Here is a 17,235-nt window from a genome sequence, read left to right on the forward strand (position 1 = left end):
CGGCCCTACTTGACGTAGGCCAGGCCGTCGACCGTGACGCCCGGGCGCCCGCTCGTCGCCAGCACCACGATCGTCACCGTGTGCCTGCCGTACGCCGGGCTCCTGGTCCAGACCGCCTGGCGGTAGGTCGTCTTACCCGCCCTGGTGTCGATCGTCGACACCTTCTTGCCGTCCAGGTAGACGGTCGCCTTGCCGGACGTCTTGAAGCGGCCGACGATCAGCGCGGCCGACCGGCCCGTGAAGGTGAACGTCAGCTTGGTGTTCTTCTTCGAGCTGTACAGCGCCTTGCCGTTGAGGTGCGAGCCGGACGACTTCGTCGTCCACTTGCCCGTCCGCTTCGCCGACGTCTCCGCCAGCAGCGCCGTGGTGCGGACCACCGAGGTCCTGCCGACGTTGCCCACCAGGTCCTTTGCGGATACGCCGAAGGTCACCGCCGGGCCCGGCTTCGCCGAGGTCGACCAGGTCGTCGCGGTCGACGACAACGTCGCCGTCGACGGGGACGTGCCGCCGATCCAGGCGACCTTGACGTTGTCGGACGCCTTGAAGTTCACCGTCACCGGCACCGAGGTCGTGCTCACGGTGCCGGTGCGAAGGCCCAGCCACGGCGTGGAGATCACCGGCAGGGTCACGTCCGACACGACCGTGGCGGCCGCCGTCGTCTCCGCGTTGCCGCTGACGTGTGTCGCCCGTACCTGCAACCGGTGCGTGCCGGACGGGACGTCGACCGGGCCGGAGCGGGCGGTGCCGGCCAGGGTGGCGCGGACCGCGCCGTCCACCAGCAGCTCGAACCGGGCGATCGACGCCGACGGGGTCGCCGCCGACCAGGACAGGGTGGCCCGGCCCTTGACGTAGTACTTTCCGCCGGACGAGACGCCGCCGGACGGTGCGCCGGCCTTCAGCCCCAGGACCCGCGACGACGCCTCGACCCGGACGGCCGGCAGCTGCCCGTAGAGGCCGTCGCCGGGGCATTCGGTGGCGACACCGTCGCGGTGTCCGGAGATCCGCTGGAACGTCTGCTCCGACAGGTACGGGAACTTGCCGTCGGTGGCGCGCTCGGTCAGCTGCGCGGTCGTACCCGGATCGAAGCCGTACGCGGTGAGCCGCGCCGCCGCGACCTGCGAGATGACCTTGCGCGCGGCCTCGGAGACGCCGCCCGTCGTGTACGTGCCCAGCACGGCGATCGCCGCGGTGCCGGTGTTGAAGCCGTAGGTGTGCGCGCCGACGACGGCCCGGTCGACGCCGCCGCCGCGCCCCTCGAAGAGGGTGCCGCAGCGGTCGACGAGGAAGTTGTAACCGATGTCGTCCCAGCCCTGGCTCTCGACCTGGTACGTCTGGATCGCGCGCACGTGCGCCGGCGAGTCCGCGCAGTCGTAGTTGTTGCCGCCGTCCGCGGTGTGGTGCACGAACATCACGGCCACGGAGTCCGCCACCGCCGGCTCGGCCCGCGCCGGGCCCGCCTTCCATCCGGCCCGGCTGGTGTACGACGGCAGCGGCACCCGCGCCACCGCCGCGACGGCCTTGGCCGCAGCCGGAGCCGGCGACACCGCAGGCGCGTCGGGGCCGGCGGGCGCGTCGGGGGTCGTGCTCGGCGCGGCGCTTCCGCTCGGCGCCACCGTGACCGGGTCGCTCGGGTCGAGCGCGAGCCCGCCGCCCTGCCCCCCGGACCCGGACGTCCGGCCCGGGTCGACGAGGTCGAGACGCAGCCCGGCCGGGAGCGGCCCGGTGCCCTCGGCGCTCACCACGCGCGCGGCTACGCCGTCGGACGGGCCGACCCACAGCGGCTCGCTGCCGCCGCGGAGATCGCCCTCGGCCTCGGCACCGCTGTCCGGGCCGCGGGTGCCCTCGGTCTCCAGGGTCTGCCACCGGCTCCAGCGGCCGGTGCCGACCGCCCGGGTACGCACCTCGACGGTGCCGCCGACGGCCAGCGCCGGGTCCGACCAGGTCAGGCCCAGCAGGCTGAACCGCTCGGTGCCGCGCTTGCGCACCTCGGCCCGGCGGGCCGCGCGGTCGGCCGGCGCGATGTCGAGGGTGTGCAGGCTGGTGGCCACCGCCTTGCCGTCGCCGTCGTCGATCACGGGCTCCGCGTCGGCGACCGGCTCCGCCGCCACGGCCGGCGCGGCCTGCGGCGCCCGCTTTGCCGATCCGCCGGGCAGGTTCAGCGCAACGACCGCCGCACCGGCGACCAGCACCACCGTGCCCGCGACGACTCCGACGAGTTGCCGTTGCTTCACGCGTACCCCCGTGTGCTTAGCCGCGACGAGCGGCCGACCGGCCGTGAGAGTACCGGCTCGACGATCTCCGCGCGGCCCGCCGCGGCCGGTCCGAAGTGGACGGCGCTTGATAGGCGCCGCCTGCCTGTATCGCTTCCCCCGTTCGGTTGCACGGATCGACCCGAACGGCCTGAACACGGGACGCGCGGCGAGGGAATCGCACCGGGCGGCCCCACGGGCATCAGACCGGGCGGCCCCACGGGCATCAGACCGGGCGGCCCCACGGGCGGTCGCCGGGCCGGCTCAGGCCAGGCCGAACCACGGCCGGCAGGGGTCGAAGCCCGCGACCGTGACCGAGCGGCCGTGCCCCGCCGCCCGCCACCGGTCCGCGGTGAGGCGCAGGTGCCGCAGCTCGACCACCCGGCCGCCCGGCGCGGCGATCAGACCGACCCCGTTCTCCGCGTACCCGATGCGCCGCGAGACCCCCAGCGAGGCCACGTTCGCCGGCACCGCGGACGAGACCGCGGCGACCGCGCCGAGCCGCTCGAACGCCAGCCCGAGCGCCGCCGTGCGCATCGCGACCCCGAGCCCGCGGCCGCGCACCCGGCGCGTCAGCCAGGACGCCGAGTCGACGGTCCGCAACGCCGGGAAGTCCTCGCCCTCGAGCGTCTGCACGCCGACCAGGTCCCCCTCGAACCCGACGGCCAGGTGCAGCACCCACGACGAGGGCGACCAGGTGCCGAGCGCACGCCAGTACCCCTGGCAGAACAAGCCGCGCTCCTGCGCCGCGGCGTCCAGGCCGGGAAGGCGTTCGAGCCGCGGATCCTGCTCGAAGTCGTCGGGCAGGATGGCGGCGAGGCGCGGCAGGTCGTCCTCCCGCACCGGCCGGAGCGTGACCTCCCGGCACCGCAGCCGCAGCCCGAACAACGGCCAGTCGTCCACGGGTCACCTTCTCCCTCCGCGGGTCGCGTGAGTCATGCCACAGCGATCATCCACCGAAATGCCCGCCGCTGCGGTGACCGGGTTGCGGGCCGGCCGGCCAGATGTCGAAGGGTCGGGGATCGGAGCCGACCTCCACTCCTCAAGATCGGGTGTGGTTCGGCGCTGGACGTGGTGTCCAGCGATTGGGAGCGCTGTTTCGCTGCCTGGGAGTCGCGACCGTCAGGTGATCGGAAGAGCTGAGGCGCCTCGCCGGCGCGGCACTGGTGAAGGTCACCGGTCACCGCACCAGAGCCGAGTCACTGCACCGAATGTCGCCGAGTTCGGGGAGCCACCGAAGATCTCGCCCGCTTGGGTCGGTCTTCCAATCACGCACGGCGATAATCCGCAGCGACGTCCTCAATTTATCCCTGTCCTGTCTCCGCGACGACCCCACAAATTGGCATGATCGATCGCCTATCGAGGCCCCACACTCGCCGGGTTTGCGGAATAATCAATACATGCGGCAGCTTCAGTTGTTCAGCACCAGGGAACTGGCCGCTATGCGTGACCGGACCGCATCCCGTAATCATTCTCCCGCGCGGGACGAATTCCGCCGCGACCAGGCACGCCGTCGCAACTTCGGCCTGTCCCGGCGCCACGCCGAGCGCCTGTGTCACGCACGGAACCGATTCGGTGACGCCAGCGCGACAAGCCCGGACGTGCCGCACCGGTCGGCTCCCCCGCCGACGCTGCCGGGCGAGCCCGCCCGCATGGCGCAGACATCACACCCGGCACCGGGCCCCGGCCCGGCGGGACCCGTCGCAGCGCCACAGCCGGCAGCGGGCTACCAGGCAGGATCCGACGAAGGGCCGAACCAGCCGCGACACGCCGGCCTCGGCCGGCACCTGCCGGACAAGGCTCCACGACGTGCCGGCCAGGCGGAACCTGCCGAGAGGCATCGGGCACGCACCTGCCGGACCAGGCACTCCCGCCCATCACCCCCGCGAGCGGTACCCGCCCCGGAACTCCCCTGCCGAGGGCACCACAGCATCGCCGACACACCGGCTACCGACACCCGCCAGATCACACCCGCGGACCGCCGCCGCTTTGAAATCCGAGGGAAACACAATCGACGCAGCCTGCCGCGAAATCAACCTGCCCGGCAGTCGAAGGAATGCAGAATCCCGGGCCGAGTCAAAGCCGCACTCAATCCACAATTGCACTTATCGGCGGCCACCGGCGGTAGCGCCCGGGGCATGACAAGCCATTCCCAGGAATACCCGGCCGATGCATTCTCACCGGCAATCCGCGCCTCGGCCGAGCTCCGCCGCCGCCACAACCCGCCACTTTCTGATTATCACCCGAGAGGGTGGTCTGCCGGAGGCACCGGTCGATGCCCTGCCCGGTTCACGGATTCGCCGGTGAGGACATCTGGCTGTTACCAGAGCGCCGGCTCACGACACGCTAATTTGGGGGTAGCTCGAAGCAGAGGAGAGCCCCGTGGGCAAGGTCGTCATGTACAGCTCGGTGTCGGTGGACGGCTTCATCGCGGACGACAATGATCAGCCCGGGCCGCTGTTCGACTGGTTGTCCGGCGGTGACGTCCCGTTGGACGACAGCGGCTACGTGAAGGTGTCGCAGACCTCCTACGACTACACCCGGGCGTACTGGGACCAGATCGGGGTGACGATCGCCGGCCGCCGCGTCTTCGACATGACGGACGGCTGGGACGGGAAGCCTCCGAGCGGGATCGACCACGTGGTCGTCGTGACACACCGGCCGGCGCCCGAGGGCTGGGACCCCGAGGCGCCGTTTCACTTCGTCGACGGCGTCGAGGCAGCCGTGGCCGAGGCGCAGGAGCTTGCGGGCGACCGCCTGGTCGAGGTCGCCGCCGGCGATGTCGGTGGCCAGGTGCTGGCCGCGGGTCTGGTCGACGAGGTGCGCATGGACGTCGTACCCGTCGTGTTCGGGTCCGGCAGGCGCTACTTCGGGTCGGTCGAAGGGCAGCACCTGTTGGAGGATCCTGACGTGGTGATTCAGAGCAACCGGGTGCTTCACCTGCGCTATCGGGTGCGCCGTTGACCGATCTGAGCGGGTACGCGAAGAAGCCTGGCCCACCCCCGGCGGCCGGAACCGCCGGGGGTGGGTAGGTAGCTCCGTCAGCCGTCGGTGGCCAGGGCGGCGACCGGGCTGACCCGTGACGCCTTGCGGGCGGGCAGCACCCCGGCGAGCGCGGTGAAGGCGACCAGCGCCGCGAAGACCGCGATCAGCTGCCACACCGGCAGGGCCAGCGGCGCGTTCACACCGAGTGCCTTGATCGACAGCCAGGCGTACGGGACGCCGAGGAGCAGGCCGATCGTGGCGCCGATGACGCCGTACAGGCTGGATTCGGCGGTGAGCATCGCGCGCAGGCCGCCGCGGGACAGGCCGACCGCCCGCAGCAGGCCGGACTCCCGGACCCGTTCCACCACCGACAGCGCCGTCGTGGTGCCGACGCCGACGACGGCGATCAGCACGGTCAGCCCGATCAGGCCCAGGGCCACCGCGAGGACGCCGTTGAGGACCAGGTTGAGCTGGTCGCGCTGGTCGGCCAGGACCGTGACGCCCAGCCCGGCACGCCCCTGGGCGAGCTGCTGCAACGCCTTCTGCCCGGCGGTACGGCCGTCCTCGCCCGCCTTCGCCGCGTCGGCGAGCAGCCCGGAGTAGCCGGCCGGCGCGCCGAGCCGGGTGAGGTCGCCCGGGTCCAGCACCAGGTACGAACCCAGCGGGGCGCCGTCGGGCAGGGTGGCCACCACCTGGACCCGGGCCGTCCTGGCGCCGACGGTCAGGGTCGTGGTGTCGCCGACCTTCAGGCCGGTGAGGTCGGTGGTCCAGCCCGAGATGGCGACCTTGCCCGGCCCGAGGTCCGCGAGCGAACCGGCCGAGACGTCGATCTTGTCGAGCGTCGGCAGCTGCTTCATGACCAGGTCGGTGGCGACGAGCTCGGTGTCCGAGCCGGTGATCCGCACGTCGCTCAGCCGCCGGTACGGCGTGACGTGCACGAGGTCGGTGCTGGCCTTCGCCTGGTCGTACACGGCGGCCGGCACCGGGTCGTCGCCGTTGGCGGTCAGCTCGTAGTCGGCGGGCACCGACGACGCCAGTTCGCGGTCGGCGAGGACCCGGACCGAGGCCCCCGTCACGACGAGTCCCGCGATCATGGTCACGCCCAGCGCCACGACCACGGACACCGCAGCGGCCCGCCGGGGTGCGCCGCCGACGCCGCCGACCGCGAGCCGGCCGACCGCGCCGAGGCGCCGCATCGGCCAGCCGACGGCGGCGAGCACGGGTCGCACCAGCACCGGCCCGAGGGCCATCAGCGCGAAGAAGGCGAGCGCTCCCGAGACGACGACCATGAACAGCATCGGCTCCGGGTTGTAGTTCGGCTGGTCACGACCCGGCAGGTTGGTGATGACGTACGCGGCCGAGGCCGCCGCGCCCAGCGCGAGCAGCAGCCCGAACGCCCAGCGCAGCCTGCCGATGTCGCGCCGCCCGCCGGTGGTGCTGGCCGAGCGCAGCGCCTCGAGCGGCGCGACCTTGGCGGCCGAGTACGCCGGGGCGAGCACGGCCAGCACGGTGATGGCCACCGACAGCAGGACCACGCCGATCGCGGGCAGCACGGGCCAGCCGGGCGAGGCGACGCTGAGGTCGAAGGCGCGCAGGGCCGGCGGCAGCGCGTGGCCGACGGCGAGGGCGCCCAGCACGCCGACCATTCCGGCGACGAGGCCGGTCAGGGCACCCTCGGCGGCCAGCGCCCGGCTGATCGAGCCGCGCCCGGCGCCGACGGCCCGCAGCAGCGCCAGCTGGCGCATCCGCTGGGCGAAGACGATCCGGAACGTGGACGTGGCGACCAGCCCGGCGGCGACTACGGCGATGGCCACGAACATCGCGACCACCGCGAAGAGGGCGTCCAGGTCGGACGCCGCCTCGTTGGCCTCGGCGGTGCGGACCTCGGCGCCGGTGCGTACCGCCGGCCGCTCGTAGCCCTCCTTCGGCGCCGGTCCGCCCTGCGCGATCCGGTCCACCGCCGAGCGCACCGCCGCCGCGTCGGCGCCGGCCTGCAACCGCAGGTCCACCTGCGACAACAGGCCGTCGGGGGCGAGCGGGACGATCGTGCTCTCCGGCGCGTACCCGGTGAAGCCGTAGTCGTCGCGGGCGTCGACGAGCCCGGTGACGGTGAACTTCACCGGCTTGGTCGGGTTGCCCTGGTCGTCCCAGGAGGTGAAGAGGGTGACGGCGGTGCCGACCGGCAGGCCCATCCGGTCCGCCGTACGGGGGCTGACCGCGATCTCGCCCGGCGCCGCCGGGAACCGGCCCTGCGTGACGTGGGTGACCGCGAGCGGGCCGCTGCCCGGGTCGGCCGTCAGGTTGAGGTACTGGCCGCCGGTCTCGCCGGAGGCCTCCACCCGGCCCGCCGCCTCGGCGACGCCGGGCACGGCCTTGAGCTTCGCCAGGTCGGCGGCGGTGAGGTAGGGGGCGCCGCCGACGCTGCCGGCCAGGTTCCCGCCGCCGACGACGAGGTCGACGGCCGCGGGGGTGCCGCTGAGCCCGTCGAGCATCGTGCGCTCGGCGATCTGCTGTGCGAGCACTGTCGCGTAGACCACGAAGGACGCGACGAGCATGGCCAGCCCGGTCAGCAGCAGCCGGGCCGGGCGCCGGGCCACCCCGGTCAGCTGGGTCTGCAGCACGGTCATCGGTGCGCTCCGAGGCTGCGCAGGGCGTCGGCGATCTCCGCGTGGCCGGGCCGGTCCAGGTCGCCGGCGACCCGGCCGTCGGCGAGCAGCACCACCCGGTCGGCGTAGGCGGCCGCGGCGGCGTCGTGGGTGACCATGACGATGGTCTGGCCGAGGTCGCGCACCGAGTTGCGCAGGAACATCAGCACCTCGGCGCCGGAGCGCGAGTCCAGGTTGCCGGTCGGCTCGTCGGCGAAGACCACCTCGGGGCGCGAGACCAGCGCGCGGGCCAGCGCGACCCGCTGCTGCTGTCCGCCCGAGAGCTCGCTGGGCCGGTGCGCGAGGCGCCCGGTGATGCCGAGCACGTCGGCGAGGTGGGCGAAGAGACCGGTCTCGGCGCGCTTGCCGGCCAGGTCGAGCGGCAGGGTGATGTTCTGCTCGGCGGTGAGCTGCGGCAGCAGGTTGTACGACTGGAACACGAAGCCGATCCGCTCGCGGCGGACCTTGGTGAGGACCTTGTCGCTCAGCGTCGTGAGGTCGGTGCCGCCCAGCAGCGCCCGGCCCGAGGTCGCCGTGTCCAGGCCGGCGAGGCAGTGCATGAGCGTCGACTTGCCGGAGCCGGACGGGCCCATGATCGCGGTGAACTGGGCCCGGGCGAAGCCGACGGTGACGCCGTCCAGGGCGCGTACGGCGGTGTCTCCGCTGCCGTACACCTTGACCAGGTTCACCGCCGCGACGGCGGTCATGCCGTCGTCCGGGCCCGCCGGGGACGGCGTGGTCGGCGCGGTGGCCGGGGACTGCGTTCTCATCGGGTGCCTCCGGGGGCGGGTCGGCGAGGATGCCGGGATCGGCGAAACTGGGAGAATCCTGATGGCGGAGGACCGGCCCGCACATCGGCCCGCAGCAGGGCTGACCGCCGGGCCCGGGTCTGACTTTCGGCCGATGGAGGGGCGTTTACCAGCGGTTACGCTGGGTCACGATGTTGACGCAAAAGAACCTGCTGCTCCGCGCCGGCCAGGTCGCCGCCCTGGTGCTGATGGCCGTTCTCGGCCTGGCCGACCTGAGCAGCGTGACCAGCGGCGGCTTCCTCATCCTGGCGCCGCTGATGATCCTCAGCGCCGTGGCGACCGCCGTGGTCTGGCTGCCCCGGCACCGGCAGGGATCGAAGCGTCTGCCGAAAGTGGCAATGCTGCTCGCCGGGTTCTCCCTGCTGCTGACGATCGCGGTCGCGGGGGGCGCGGGCGGCACCGGGGGCAGCTTCGGCATGGCCGAGGCGGTCGGCCTGCTCGGCGTCATGTTCGTCGTCACCCGCCGCGGCGACGCCCAGTGGGCGGTCGGTGCCGTGCTGCTCATCGGCATGGCGATCGGCTTCCTGCCGCTGCGCGGCGGCCTGACGGCCGACTACGTCATCGCCGGCCTGGCCCTGGGCCTGGCCGCGACCGCGGTCATCGCCCTCGCCGTCTACCTGCGCACGATCGATTCGACCCGGCAGCGGGCGATGGATTCGGTACGGGCCGAGCAGCGCGCCGAGTTCGCCCGCGACCTGCACGACTTCATCGCCCACCACGTGACCGGCATCGTCGTGCAGGCGCAGGGCGCCCGGTTCATCGCCGAGCAGGACCCGAAGCGGGTGATGCTCGCCCTGGAGCAGATCGAGGCGGCCGGCGCCGAGACGATGGCGTCGATGCGCCGGATGGTCGGCGTGCTGCGCGACCCGAACGCCCAGCCCGACGCCCCGCTCGCGCCGCTGGCCGGCGTCGACGAGCTCGGGCCGCTGCTCGAACAGTTCGGCAACTCGGGCGGGGTGCTCGCCCGGCTGCACGTGGACGGGAGCACGACCGGCATCCCGGTGGAGGTGTCCACGTCGGCGTACCGGGTGGTGATGGAGGCGCTGACGAACATCCGCCGGCACGCGCAGGGTGCGCGCGTCGCGGACGTCTGGGTGCGCCGCACCCCCGACTGGCTGCTGGTCCGGGTGGCGAACGACGGCGCGGTGCCGCGCGCCGCCGCGCCGCGGGAGGCGCCGGGGTACGGTCTCGTGGGCCTGACGGAACGGGTCCGCGCGGTCGGCGGGCGCATCTCCGCCGGGCCGGGCATCGACGGAGGCTGGGTGGTCGACGCGGCCCTGCCGCTCGACCAGGAGGTGGCGCGGTGATCCGCGTGATGATCGCCGACGACCAGGCGATGGTGCGTACCGGCTTCGGCATGATCATCGGCGCGCAGCCCGACATGGAGCTGGTCGGCGAGGCCGCCGACGGCGTCGAGGCGGTGGCGATGGCCCGGAAGCTGAGGCCGGACGTGGCGCTCTTCGACATCCGGATGCCCCGGATGGACGGCCTCGAGGCCCTGCGGCTGCTCGCCGGGCCGGGCGTCGCGGACCCCATCAAGGTGGTCGTGGTGACGACCTTCGACCTCGACGAGTACGTGCACCAGGCGCTGCGCAACGGCGCGGCCGGCTTCCTGCTGAAGGACTCGGGCCCGGCGCTGCTCGTGGAGGCGGTGCGCGCCGCGGTGTCGGGAGACGCGCTGATCAGCCCGTCGATCACCGTACGGCTGCTGGAGCACCTGTCGCCGCCGGCACCGGCCGGGGACGACGGCGGGCTCTCGCCGCGCGAGCTGGACGTGGTGAAGCTGGCGGCCCGCGGCCTGACGAACGCGGAGATCGCCACCCGGCTGTTCATCTCGGTCGGCACGGTCAAGACGCACCTGGGCAGCGTCCAGACCAAGCTGGGCGCCCGAAACCGGGTGGAGATCGCCGCCTGGGCCTGGGAGCGCCGCCTGGTCGGCTGACGCCGGCGAGTACCGCGCCCGCGGGGCGGTCAGTCGCCGGACAGGTCGACCCAGTAGCGGCGCAGCCGGCCGATCTCGGTGTCGCGGATGTCCTCCAGTACGCCGCCGTTGCGCTCGATCGTGCGGCGCGAGGCCTCGTTGTCCACGTTGCAGGTGATCAGGACCCGGTCCAGGCCGAGCTTGCGGGCATGGGACAGGACCTCGCGCAGCGCGAGCGTGGCCAGGCCGCGGCGGCGGGCCGACGGGCGTACGCCGTAGCCGATGTGACCGCCGGCGCGCAGGAGGAAGTCGTTGAGCTCGTGGCGCAGCGCGATCGCGCCCAGCAGTTCGTCGTCCTCGACGATCCACCAGTAGGTGCAGTGCACCCGGCCCTCGGGTAGCGGGATCGCCGGGTCCGACTCGCCCAGCAGGCGGCGCACCCAGGCGGCGAAGGCCTCCGGGGTGTCGACCTCGTCGTCGGCGCGCAGGCCGGCACCGTCCTGGTGCACGCCGTGCCCCCACTCGTCCCGGGACTCCAGCCAGGCGCGGTGCAGGCGGGCGGTGGGCGCGATCAGCTCAGCCATGCCGGTGACGATATCGGTCAGCCCGGGAACGCGGTGCGGGCGTCTCCGGGGTCGAGGCGGTCGAGGCGGTCGAGGATCCGCCGGGCCATCTCGCCGAACTGCTCGATCTCCGCGGGCGACAGGGCGTCGAGGATCAGCGCACGGACCGCCGCGACGTGCCCGGGCGCGCTGGCCACGACCTTCTCCCAGCCGTCCGCGGTGAGCACCGCGTTGGTGTAGCGGCCGTCCGACGGGCAGGCCTTGCGCTCGATCCAGCCCCGCTTCTCGAGGCGCTTCACCACATGCGAGAGCCGGGACAGCGAGCCGTTCGCCAGGGCGGCGAGCTCGCTCATCCGGCGGGTGCGTTCCGGCGCCTCGGAGAGGCTCGCGAGCACGAGGTACTCGAAGTGGCTCAGGCCGGAATCGCGCAGCGTCTGCGCGTCCAGGGCGGCCGGCAGCTTGAGGAGCAGGCCGCCGATGGGCAGCCAGGCGTGCAGCTCGCCCGCGCTCAGCCAGCGGGGCGATCCGGCGGATTCGACGCTCACGCGCATCATCGTACTGCGAAATTGAAGCTTCAAGCAGGGGTGGACGGATGCTGAAAAGGATTACGCCGCAAGTGCGAGCATCCGCTGGATCTGCTGCTGGCGCTGCCTCGTCATCGTCTCGGCGAGCGCCTTCGCGGGCGGGTACCGCCCGCCGGTCGCCTCCATCCTGGTCACCTCGACGCAGTTGTGCAGGTGCCCGAGGAGCAGGCTGACCGCCGTACGGTCGAAGTCGGCGCCCTTGGCGGCCTCCAGCTCGGCGAGGTCGGCGGGCCGCAGGGAGTGCAGGTCGCCGTGGCCCGCGTGGGCACCCGCCGCGGGATCCGCCGACGGCGACTGCTGCCAGCCGTCCAGCCAGCGCCGCATCGTCGCGGACTCGCCCTGCCACTGGCCCCGCAGCTCGATCGCCAGGGCCCGCACCCGCGGGTCGCCGGCGCGCCGCTCGGCCAGCGCCACCACCGGGTCGCCCTGTCCGATGTAGTCGAGGCTCATCTGCAGGAACATCACGTCGGTGGAGTTGAAGGCGGGCGGCGGGTCCGCCTCGGCGGAGCAGCCCGCCAGGGCGACGAGCAGCAGCACGGCGGCGAAGAGGCGGCGCACGAAGAACCTCCCGGTGCGGAAAGCCGGACGGGTCCACGCCGGCGGCGGTGGACCCGTCCGATGGTGCGTGTCAGATCCGGGCCCAGAGGGCCGGAACGTTCGGCGGCTCCCAGCCGGCCAGCGCGGTGTGCGCCTGCCGGCAGCTGTACGAGGCGCCGCCGTAGGTGACGACGTTGCCGACCGCGTACGCGGTGCCGGCCCGCCAGGTGCCACCGGCCGGCGGCGGCGTCGTGGGCGACGTCGTCGGGGGGTTGGTGGGCGGGTTCGTCGGCGGGGTGGTCGGCGGCGGGTTGCCGCCGCCACCGCCGATGTTCAGGTCCACGCAGGAGTAGAACGCCATGGCGGTGTCCGCGATGTTCCACCTGGCCAGCAGGGTCTGCCGGCCGCTGAAGCCACCCATGCCGACCGTGTGCGACTTGGTGGCGCCGGGCTGCGCGCCGCCGTCGTTGAACACCGCCAGCCTGGTGCCGCCGATGAAGTACTCCCAGGTGCTGGTGGCGTGCCGGGCGGTGAGCACCCAGTTGAACGTCACCGACTGGCCGACCGACGCGGCGGGCCAGTTCCTGCTGTTGTCGTTGAGCACGGCGAAGCGGCTGCCTCCGCCGTTGCACTGCGTCGAGCCCTTGGGCGCCTCGACGCTCTGCGGCTCGTAGATGATGTCGCCGCAGTTGGCCACCGCGCCGCTGGCGCAGTTGGCCTGGCGGCTGGGGGGTGAGGAGATGTAGCCGTGCGCCGAGGCGGGTGACACGGCGATGAACAACGAGGCGCCGACCGTGGCCACGGTCAGCATCGGCAGGGTGAGTCTTCGTCTCATGAAGCGCTCCTCTTCATGGGGGGCCGGCAGGCCGGGGTGGGGGCTCCCGGCCTGCCGCGGGCATAGACATCACCCGATGGGAAAGCTCCGTTGGCTGTTCGTTCAACATAAGTTAAAGCTTGTTAACAGTAAATAGAGCTAACGAAGATTTTCGATGCCTTACCAGCCGTGATCGCGTTCCGTACCGATTTGCCTGCGCTGCGCGCTTTGAGGGCGTTGCTAGCTTGCCAGCGTGATCTTGACCCGCCGAGCCCTCGCCCTGATCGCCGCTCTCGCCGTGCTGCCGGCCGCCGCCTGTTCCACCGGCCGGCACGGGACGCAGGCGGCCGCGCCGCCGAAGCCGGCCGCCTCTTCGAGCCCGGCGGCGAGCCGGGGCCCGGCTCCCGCGGTCCCGCCCGCGCCTCCGTCGCCGCCGCCGGTCGGCTGGGCCCTCTCCGACATCCCGGTCTTCCCGCCGGCCCCGCCGCCGCGGCCCATCACGCTGCCGAAATCCGGGAGCGTGCCGTACCTGTCGCGGATACCGACCGACCAGCCGGTCGCGTTCCTCACCATCGACGACGGCTTCGTCCGGTCACCCGAGGCGCCGAAGCTGCTCGCGGCCGCGCGCGTCCCGGTCACCCTCTTCCTCACCACCGACGCGATCCGCGACGACGAGCCGTACTTCGCCCGGCTGCAGCAGCACGGCGCGGTGATCGAGGCGCACACGATCACCCACACCGAGCTGCGGGGCCGGCCGTACGCGTTCCAGCGCCGCGAGATCTGCGGCTCGGCCGACCGGCTGGGCGACCGGTACGGACGGCGGCCGGTGCTGTTCCGGCCGCCGTTCGGCGCCCGGGACGCCACCACGCTGCGCGCCGCGCACGACTGCGGAATCGACGCGGCCTTCATGTGGAAGGAGACCGTCCACCGGGGAAAGGTCCGCTACCAGGAGGGGCGCACGGTCAAGCGCGGCGACATCATCCTGATGCACTTCCGCCCGGCGTTCGTGAAGGACTTCCTGGCCGCCCTGCGCGCGATACACCGGGCCGGCCTGACCCCCGCCCTACTGGAGGACTACATCCCGCACCGGCCCGGCGGCCCCCTCAGCCGGCCCGGGCGTACGGGCTGAGCGTTCCCCAGCCGGCCAGCTCCCGGACCAGCCAGCCCGGCGCCTGCACCGTCATGCCGCCGCCGCGCCGCAACGCGGCCAGGGTCGCCTCACCCGCGTACCAGCGGATCAGGCCGGCGACATCCGTGGTGACCTGGCCGTCCTCGGGGTAGCCCGGCGCCCTGACGCAGACCTCGTTGCCGGCGGCGGTCAGGACCAGCCAGAAGCGGTTCGGCGCGCAGTGGCCGGTGACGTGGAAGAGGACCACCACCCGCGGACGCGGCAGCGTGGCCGGGTCGATCATCCGGGACATGGTCCACAGTGCCAGGTACGGATCCTGGTCCTCGGGCCGGACCTCACGCCAGCGCGCGCCCCAGGCGCCCAGCGCCAGGCAGACCCCGGCGAGCTCCTGACCGCTGACGGTCAGGTGGTACGCGGTGGACCTGCCGGCCCGCGCCCGGCCGACCACACCGGTCCGCTCGAGCAGGCGCAGCCGCTGGGACAGCACGCTGCGCGACAGCCCCGGCGCCCCGTCGAGGATCTCGTTGAAGTGGGTACAGCCGAGCGAGAGGTTCCGGATGATGATCGGCGTCCAGCGTTCGGCGAAGACCTCGGCGGCCAGCGCCAGGGGACAGTACTGCCCGTAGCCTCGCATCCCCTCACCCTGCGCCCCGCGGCCGGGCAGGGGAAGTTCGTTCTTCGAACTATCTCCCCCGTGCGGACGGTGGTTGCGTAGCGGTATGTCCGAACAGACCTATGCACTGTCGGCGCAGGCCGCCGACTTCTACGAGTCGACGTTCGTGCCGGCGCTCTTCGCCGGCTGGGCGCGACGGCTGGTGTCCGCCGCCGCGCCCGTACCCGGGTCGTCGTTCCTCGATGTCGGGTGCGGCACCGGCATCGTGGCGCGGACCGCCGCCGGCCGGGCCGGGCCCGGCGGCACCGTCGTCGGGCTGGACCGCAGCGAGGCGATGCTCGCCGTGGCCCGCCGACTCCGGCCGGACCTGTCCTGGCTGATCGGCGACGCGGGCGCCCTGCCCTTCCGCGACGCCTCGTTCGACGTGGTGGCGTCGCAGGCCGCGCTGATGTTCCTCGCCGACCCGGTGGCCGCGCTGCGGGAGATGGGCCGGGTGGCCGGCCCGCGGGGGCGCGTCGTGGTGCAGGTGCCGGGGCGGCTGGCCGCCAGCCCGGGCTACGTGGCGCTGACCGAGGTGGTGGCCCGGCACGCCGGCCCCGAGGCCGTTTCGCTGATCGGCGGCTACTTCGGCGCCGGCCGGCCGGAGGAGTTCGCGGCGGCCGGCCTGCGCGTCGAGGAGCGCGGGACGTGGCTGGACGCGACCCGGACGGACTGCCTCGACACCTTCCTCACGGCCGAGCTGCTGCCGATCGCGGCGGGCGTCGACCCGGCGGTGCACGACCGGGTCGTGGCCGGGTGCCGCACCGCGATGGCCCGGTTCGTCGGCCCGGACGGCGCGGTCGCCGCGCCGATCGAGGTCCTGCTGATCACCGCGTCCCCGGCGGCCGCGTCATAGCGAGCGGCGCTGCAGGAACTCGTAGACGTCCTGCGCGTCGACGCCGGGGAACGTGCCCGGCGGCAGCGCCGCCAGCAGGTGCGAGTGGACCCGGGCGCTGGGCCAGGCCTGCCCGCCCCAGCGCTCGACCAGCTCCGCCGGCGGGCGGCGGCAGCAGTTCGGGTCCGGGCAGCTCGAGACGGTACGCCGGGTGGTGTCGCCGCCGCGGAACCAGCGCGCGTGCTCGTACGGCGTGCCCACCGTCACGGAGAACTCGCCCGAGCGGGTCGACTCCACGTGCACCGTGCACCAGTACGTGCCGGAGCCGGTGTCGGTGAACTGGTAGAACGACGAGTACGGGTCGTCGGCGGCGAACACGGTGCGTGACGCCCACTTGCGGCACACGTGCTGGCCCTCGATCGCCCCGGTCACGTCCGTCGGGAAGCGGACGTCGTCGTTCTCGTACGCCTTGTAGACCGTGCCGCTCTCGTGCACCCGGGCGAAGTGGACCGGGATGCCGAAGTGGTGGGTCACCAGGTTGGTGAAGCGGTGCGCCGCCGTCTCGTAGGAGACGCCGAACGCGTCGCGGAAGTCGTCGATGGCGAGTGCCCGGTCCGCCTTGGCGTCGCGCAGGAACTCGGTCGCGAACTTCTCCGGCATCAGCAGCGCCGCCGCGAAGTAGTTCACCTCGACCCGCTGGCGCAGGAAGTCGCGGTAGCCGCCCGGGTCGTTGTGGCCGAGCACGAAGTGCCCGAGCGTCTGCAGCACCACCGCGCGCGGGTCGTGGCCCTTGCCGCTGGCCACCTGCGGCAGGTAGATCCGGCGGTTACGCAGGTCGGTCACCGAGCGTGCCGAGCCGGGCAGGTCGCTGACGTAGTGCAACGAGAAGCCCAGCTGCGCGGCGATGTCGAGGATGCCGCGCTGCGACAGCGGGCCGGTGGTGTGCCGCACCGACTGCAGCACGTTCGCCGCGGCCTGCTCGATGTACTCGAAGTAGTTGTCGCGCTCGCGCATCTCGACGCGCAGCTGCTGGTTGGCCCGGCGGGCCACCTCCGGGGTGGCGCTCTGCTCGGTCAGCAGCCGGGTCAGCTCGCGGTGCAGGCCGATCAGCGACTCGAGCGCGTCGGCCGGCAGCCGCCGCCCGCCGCGGACCGTCGGCAGGCCCAGCGCCGCATAGGCCTGTTCCCGCTGGAAGTGGGCGAGCTCGATCTCGAGCCCGGCGCGCCGGCTCGGCGCCTCCGGTCGCAGCAGATCCTGCATCTGTACGCCCAGAGCGCCCGCGATCGCCTGAAGCACGCTGAGCTTCGGCTCCCGTTTCCCGTTCTCGATCAGCGAGAGCTGCGAGGGCGCCCGGCCGACCGCCGCACTGAGCTGGTCGAGGGTCATGCCCTTGGCCCGGCGCTGATGCCGCAGCCGCTGCCCCAGTGTCACGAGATCGACCGTGGCGTCCGAAGGTGAAGCCGTCATAGGTTTTGACGCTAGCAGAAGATTCTCGATTCTTCTCCTCACATC

The 17,235-nt window shown here is 73.0% G+C and carries 15 protein-coding genes; 5 read left to right on the top strand and 10 right to left on the bottom strand.

The window, feature by feature from the left end:
* Positions 1 to 5: 5 nt before the first annotated feature.
* The gene (locus AB0B58_RS17430) at positions 6 to 2,231 is read right to left on the bottom strand and encodes an N-acetylmuramoyl-L-alanine amidase (protein ID WP_360224414.1); all 2,226 of its coding nucleotides are present in this window, start codon (positions 2,229 to 2,231) and stop codon (positions 6 to 8) included.
* Between the two features lie 282 nt (positions 2,232 to 2,513).
* Entirely contained in the window at positions 2,514 to 3,152 is a 639-nt protein-coding gene (locus AB0B58_RS17435; protein WP_360224416.1) for a GNAT family N-acetyltransferase, read from the bottom strand.
* 1,479 nt (positions 3,153 to 4,631) lie between these two features.
* Between AB0B58_RS17435 and AB0B58_RS17440 the strand changes: the two genes are divergently transcribed.
* Positions 4,632 to 5,213 (top strand): dihydrofolate reductase family protein, encoded by a 582-nt coding sequence (locus AB0B58_RS17440; protein WP_360224418.1) that lies wholly within the window; start codon positions 4,632 to 4,634, stop codon positions 5,211 to 5,213.
* 77 nt (positions 5,214 to 5,290) lie between these two features.
* Here the strand turns inward: AB0B58_RS17440 and AB0B58_RS17445 are convergent, their stop codons facing one another.
* On the bottom strand, positions 5,291 to 7,861 hold the full coding sequence (locus AB0B58_RS17445) for an ABC transporter permease (RefSeq protein ID WP_360224420.1): 2,571 nt from the start codon (positions 7,859 to 7,861) through the stop codon (positions 5,291 to 5,293).
* A complete protein-coding gene (locus tag AB0B58_RS17450) occupies positions 7,858 to 8,586 on the bottom strand; it encodes an ABC transporter ATP-binding protein (RefSeq protein WP_360224788.1) in 729 nt (242 codons plus the stop codon). The genes AB0B58_RS17445 and AB0B58_RS17450 overlap by 4 nt, the downstream gene beginning before the upstream one ends.
* A gap of 233 nt (positions 8,587 to 8,819) precedes the next feature.
* Between AB0B58_RS17450 and AB0B58_RS17455 the strand changes: the two genes are divergently transcribed.
* Positions 8,820 to 9,995 (top strand): histidine kinase, encoded by a 1,176-nt coding sequence (locus AB0B58_RS17455; RefSeq protein ID WP_360224422.1) that lies wholly within the window; start codon positions 8,820 to 8,822, stop codon positions 9,993 to 9,995.
* Positions 9,992 to 10,630 carry a response regulator transcription factor gene (locus AB0B58_RS17460; protein WP_360224423.1) on the top strand — a complete coding sequence of 213 codons (639 nt, stop codon included), beginning with the start codon at positions 9,992 to 9,994 and terminating at the stop codon, positions 10,628 to 10,630. The genes AB0B58_RS17455 and AB0B58_RS17460 overlap by 4 nt, the downstream gene beginning before the upstream one ends.
* Positions 10,631 to 10,659: 29 nt before the next feature.
* Here the strand turns inward: AB0B58_RS17460 and AB0B58_RS17465 are convergent, their stop codons facing one another.
* The 4 genes from AB0B58_RS17465 to AB0B58_RS17480 all read right to left on the bottom strand — a co-directional run bounded on the left by AB0B58_RS17465 (position 10,660) and on the right by AB0B58_RS17480 (position 13,128).
* On the bottom strand, positions 10,660 to 11,193 hold the full coding sequence (locus AB0B58_RS17465; protein WP_360224425.1) for a GNAT family N-acetyltransferase: 534 nt from the start codon (positions 11,191 to 11,193) through the stop codon (positions 10,660 to 10,662).
* Positions 11,194 to 11,210: 17 nt separating this feature from the next.
* The gene (locus AB0B58_RS17470) at positions 11,211 to 11,723 is read right to left on the bottom strand and encodes a MarR family winged helix-turn-helix transcriptional regulator (RefSeq protein ID WP_360224427.1); all 513 of its coding nucleotides are present in this window, start codon (positions 11,721 to 11,723) and stop codon (positions 11,211 to 11,213) included.
* Between the two features lie 54 nt (positions 11,724 to 11,777).
* Positions 11,778 to 12,314, bottom strand: coding sequence for a DUF305 domain-containing protein (locus AB0B58_RS17475; RefSeq protein ID WP_360224429.1), 537 nt, complete (start codon positions 12,312 to 12,314; stop codon positions 11,778 to 11,780).
* A 70-nt stretch (positions 12,315 to 12,384) separates the two neighbouring features.
* A complete protein-coding gene (locus tag AB0B58_RS17480) occupies positions 12,385 to 13,128 on the bottom strand; it encodes a lytic polysaccharide monooxygenase (protein ID WP_360224431.1) in 744 nt (247 codons plus the stop codon).
* Between the two features lie 232 nt (positions 13,129 to 13,360).
* Here AB0B58_RS17480 and AB0B58_RS17485 point away from each other — a divergent pair, with 232 nt between their 5' ends.
* The gene (locus AB0B58_RS17485; protein WP_360224433.1) at positions 13,361 to 14,236 is read left to right on the top strand and encodes a polysaccharide deacetylase family protein; all 876 of its coding nucleotides are present in this window, start codon (positions 13,361 to 13,363) and stop codon (positions 14,234 to 14,236) included.
* On the opposite strand, the gene AB0B58_RS17490 is transcribed toward AB0B58_RS17485, so the two are convergent.
* The gene (locus AB0B58_RS17490; protein WP_360224435.1) at positions 14,211 to 14,870 is read right to left on the bottom strand and encodes a helix-turn-helix domain-containing protein; all 660 of its coding nucleotides are present in this window, start codon (positions 14,868 to 14,870) and stop codon (positions 14,211 to 14,213) included. The two genes, AB0B58_RS17485 and AB0B58_RS17490, sit on opposite strands and share 26 nt — an antisense overlap.
* A gap of 85 nt (positions 14,871 to 14,955) precedes the next feature.
* Between AB0B58_RS17490 and AB0B58_RS17495 the strand changes: the two genes are divergently transcribed.
* Positions 14,956 to 15,744 carry a methyltransferase domain-containing protein gene (locus AB0B58_RS17495; protein ID WP_360224437.1) on the top strand — a complete coding sequence of 263 codons (789 nt, stop codon included), beginning with the start codon at positions 14,956 to 14,958 and terminating at the stop codon, positions 15,742 to 15,744.
* On the opposite strand, the gene AB0B58_RS17500 is transcribed toward AB0B58_RS17495, so the two are convergent.
* Positions 15,739 to 17,190, bottom strand: coding sequence for an XRE family transcriptional regulator (locus AB0B58_RS17500; RefSeq protein WP_360224439.1), 1,452 nt, complete (start codon positions 17,188 to 17,190; stop codon positions 15,739 to 15,741). The genes AB0B58_RS17495 and AB0B58_RS17500 overlap by 6 nt on opposite strands.
* Positions 17,191 to 17,235 lie beyond the last annotated feature (45 nt).

This window comes from Actinoplanes sp. NPDC049118 (genome assembly GCF_040648555.1).
Taxonomy (GTDB): domain Bacteria; phylum Actinomycetota; class Actinomycetes; order Mycobacteriales; family Micromonosporaceae; genus Actinoplanes.

Bases quoted from the DNA above. Each gene is read 5' to 3' on its own strand.
- AB0B58_RS17445 (WP_360224420.1), bottom strand. From the start codon at position 7,861: ATGACCGTGCTGCAGACCCAGCTGACCGGGGTGGCCCGGCGCCCGGCC.
- AB0B58_RS17450 (WP_360224788.1), bottom strand. From the start codon at position 8,586: ATGACCGCCGTCGCGGCGGTGAACCTGGTCAAGGTGTACGGCAGCGGA.
- AB0B58_RS17455 (WP_360224422.1), top strand. From the start codon at position 8,820: ATGTTGACGCAAAAGAACCTGCTGCTCCGCGCCGGCCAGGTCGCCGCC.
- AB0B58_RS17465 (WP_360224425.1), bottom strand. From the start codon at position 11,193: ATGGCTGAGCTGATCGCGCCCACCGCCCGCCTGCACCGCGCCTGGCTG.
- AB0B58_RS17470 (WP_360224427.1), bottom strand. From the start codon at position 11,723: ATGCGCGTGAGCGTCGAATCCGCCGGATCGCCCCGCTGGCTGAGCGCG.
- AB0B58_RS17480 (WP_360224431.1), bottom strand. From the start codon at position 13,128: ATGAGACGAAGACTCACCCTGCCGATGCTGACCGTGGCCACGGTCGGC.
- AB0B58_RS17490 (WP_360224435.1), bottom strand. From the start codon at position 14,870: ATGCGAGGCTACGGGCAGTACTGTCCCCTGGCGCTGGCCGCCGAGGTC.
- AB0B58_RS17495 (WP_360224437.1), top strand. From the start codon at position 14,956: ATGTCCGAACAGACCTATGCACTGTCGGCGCAGGCCGCCGACTTCTAC.
- AB0B58_RS17500 (WP_360224439.1), bottom strand. From the start codon at position 17,190: ATGACGGCTTCACCTTCGGACGCCACGGTCGATCTCGTGACACTGGGG.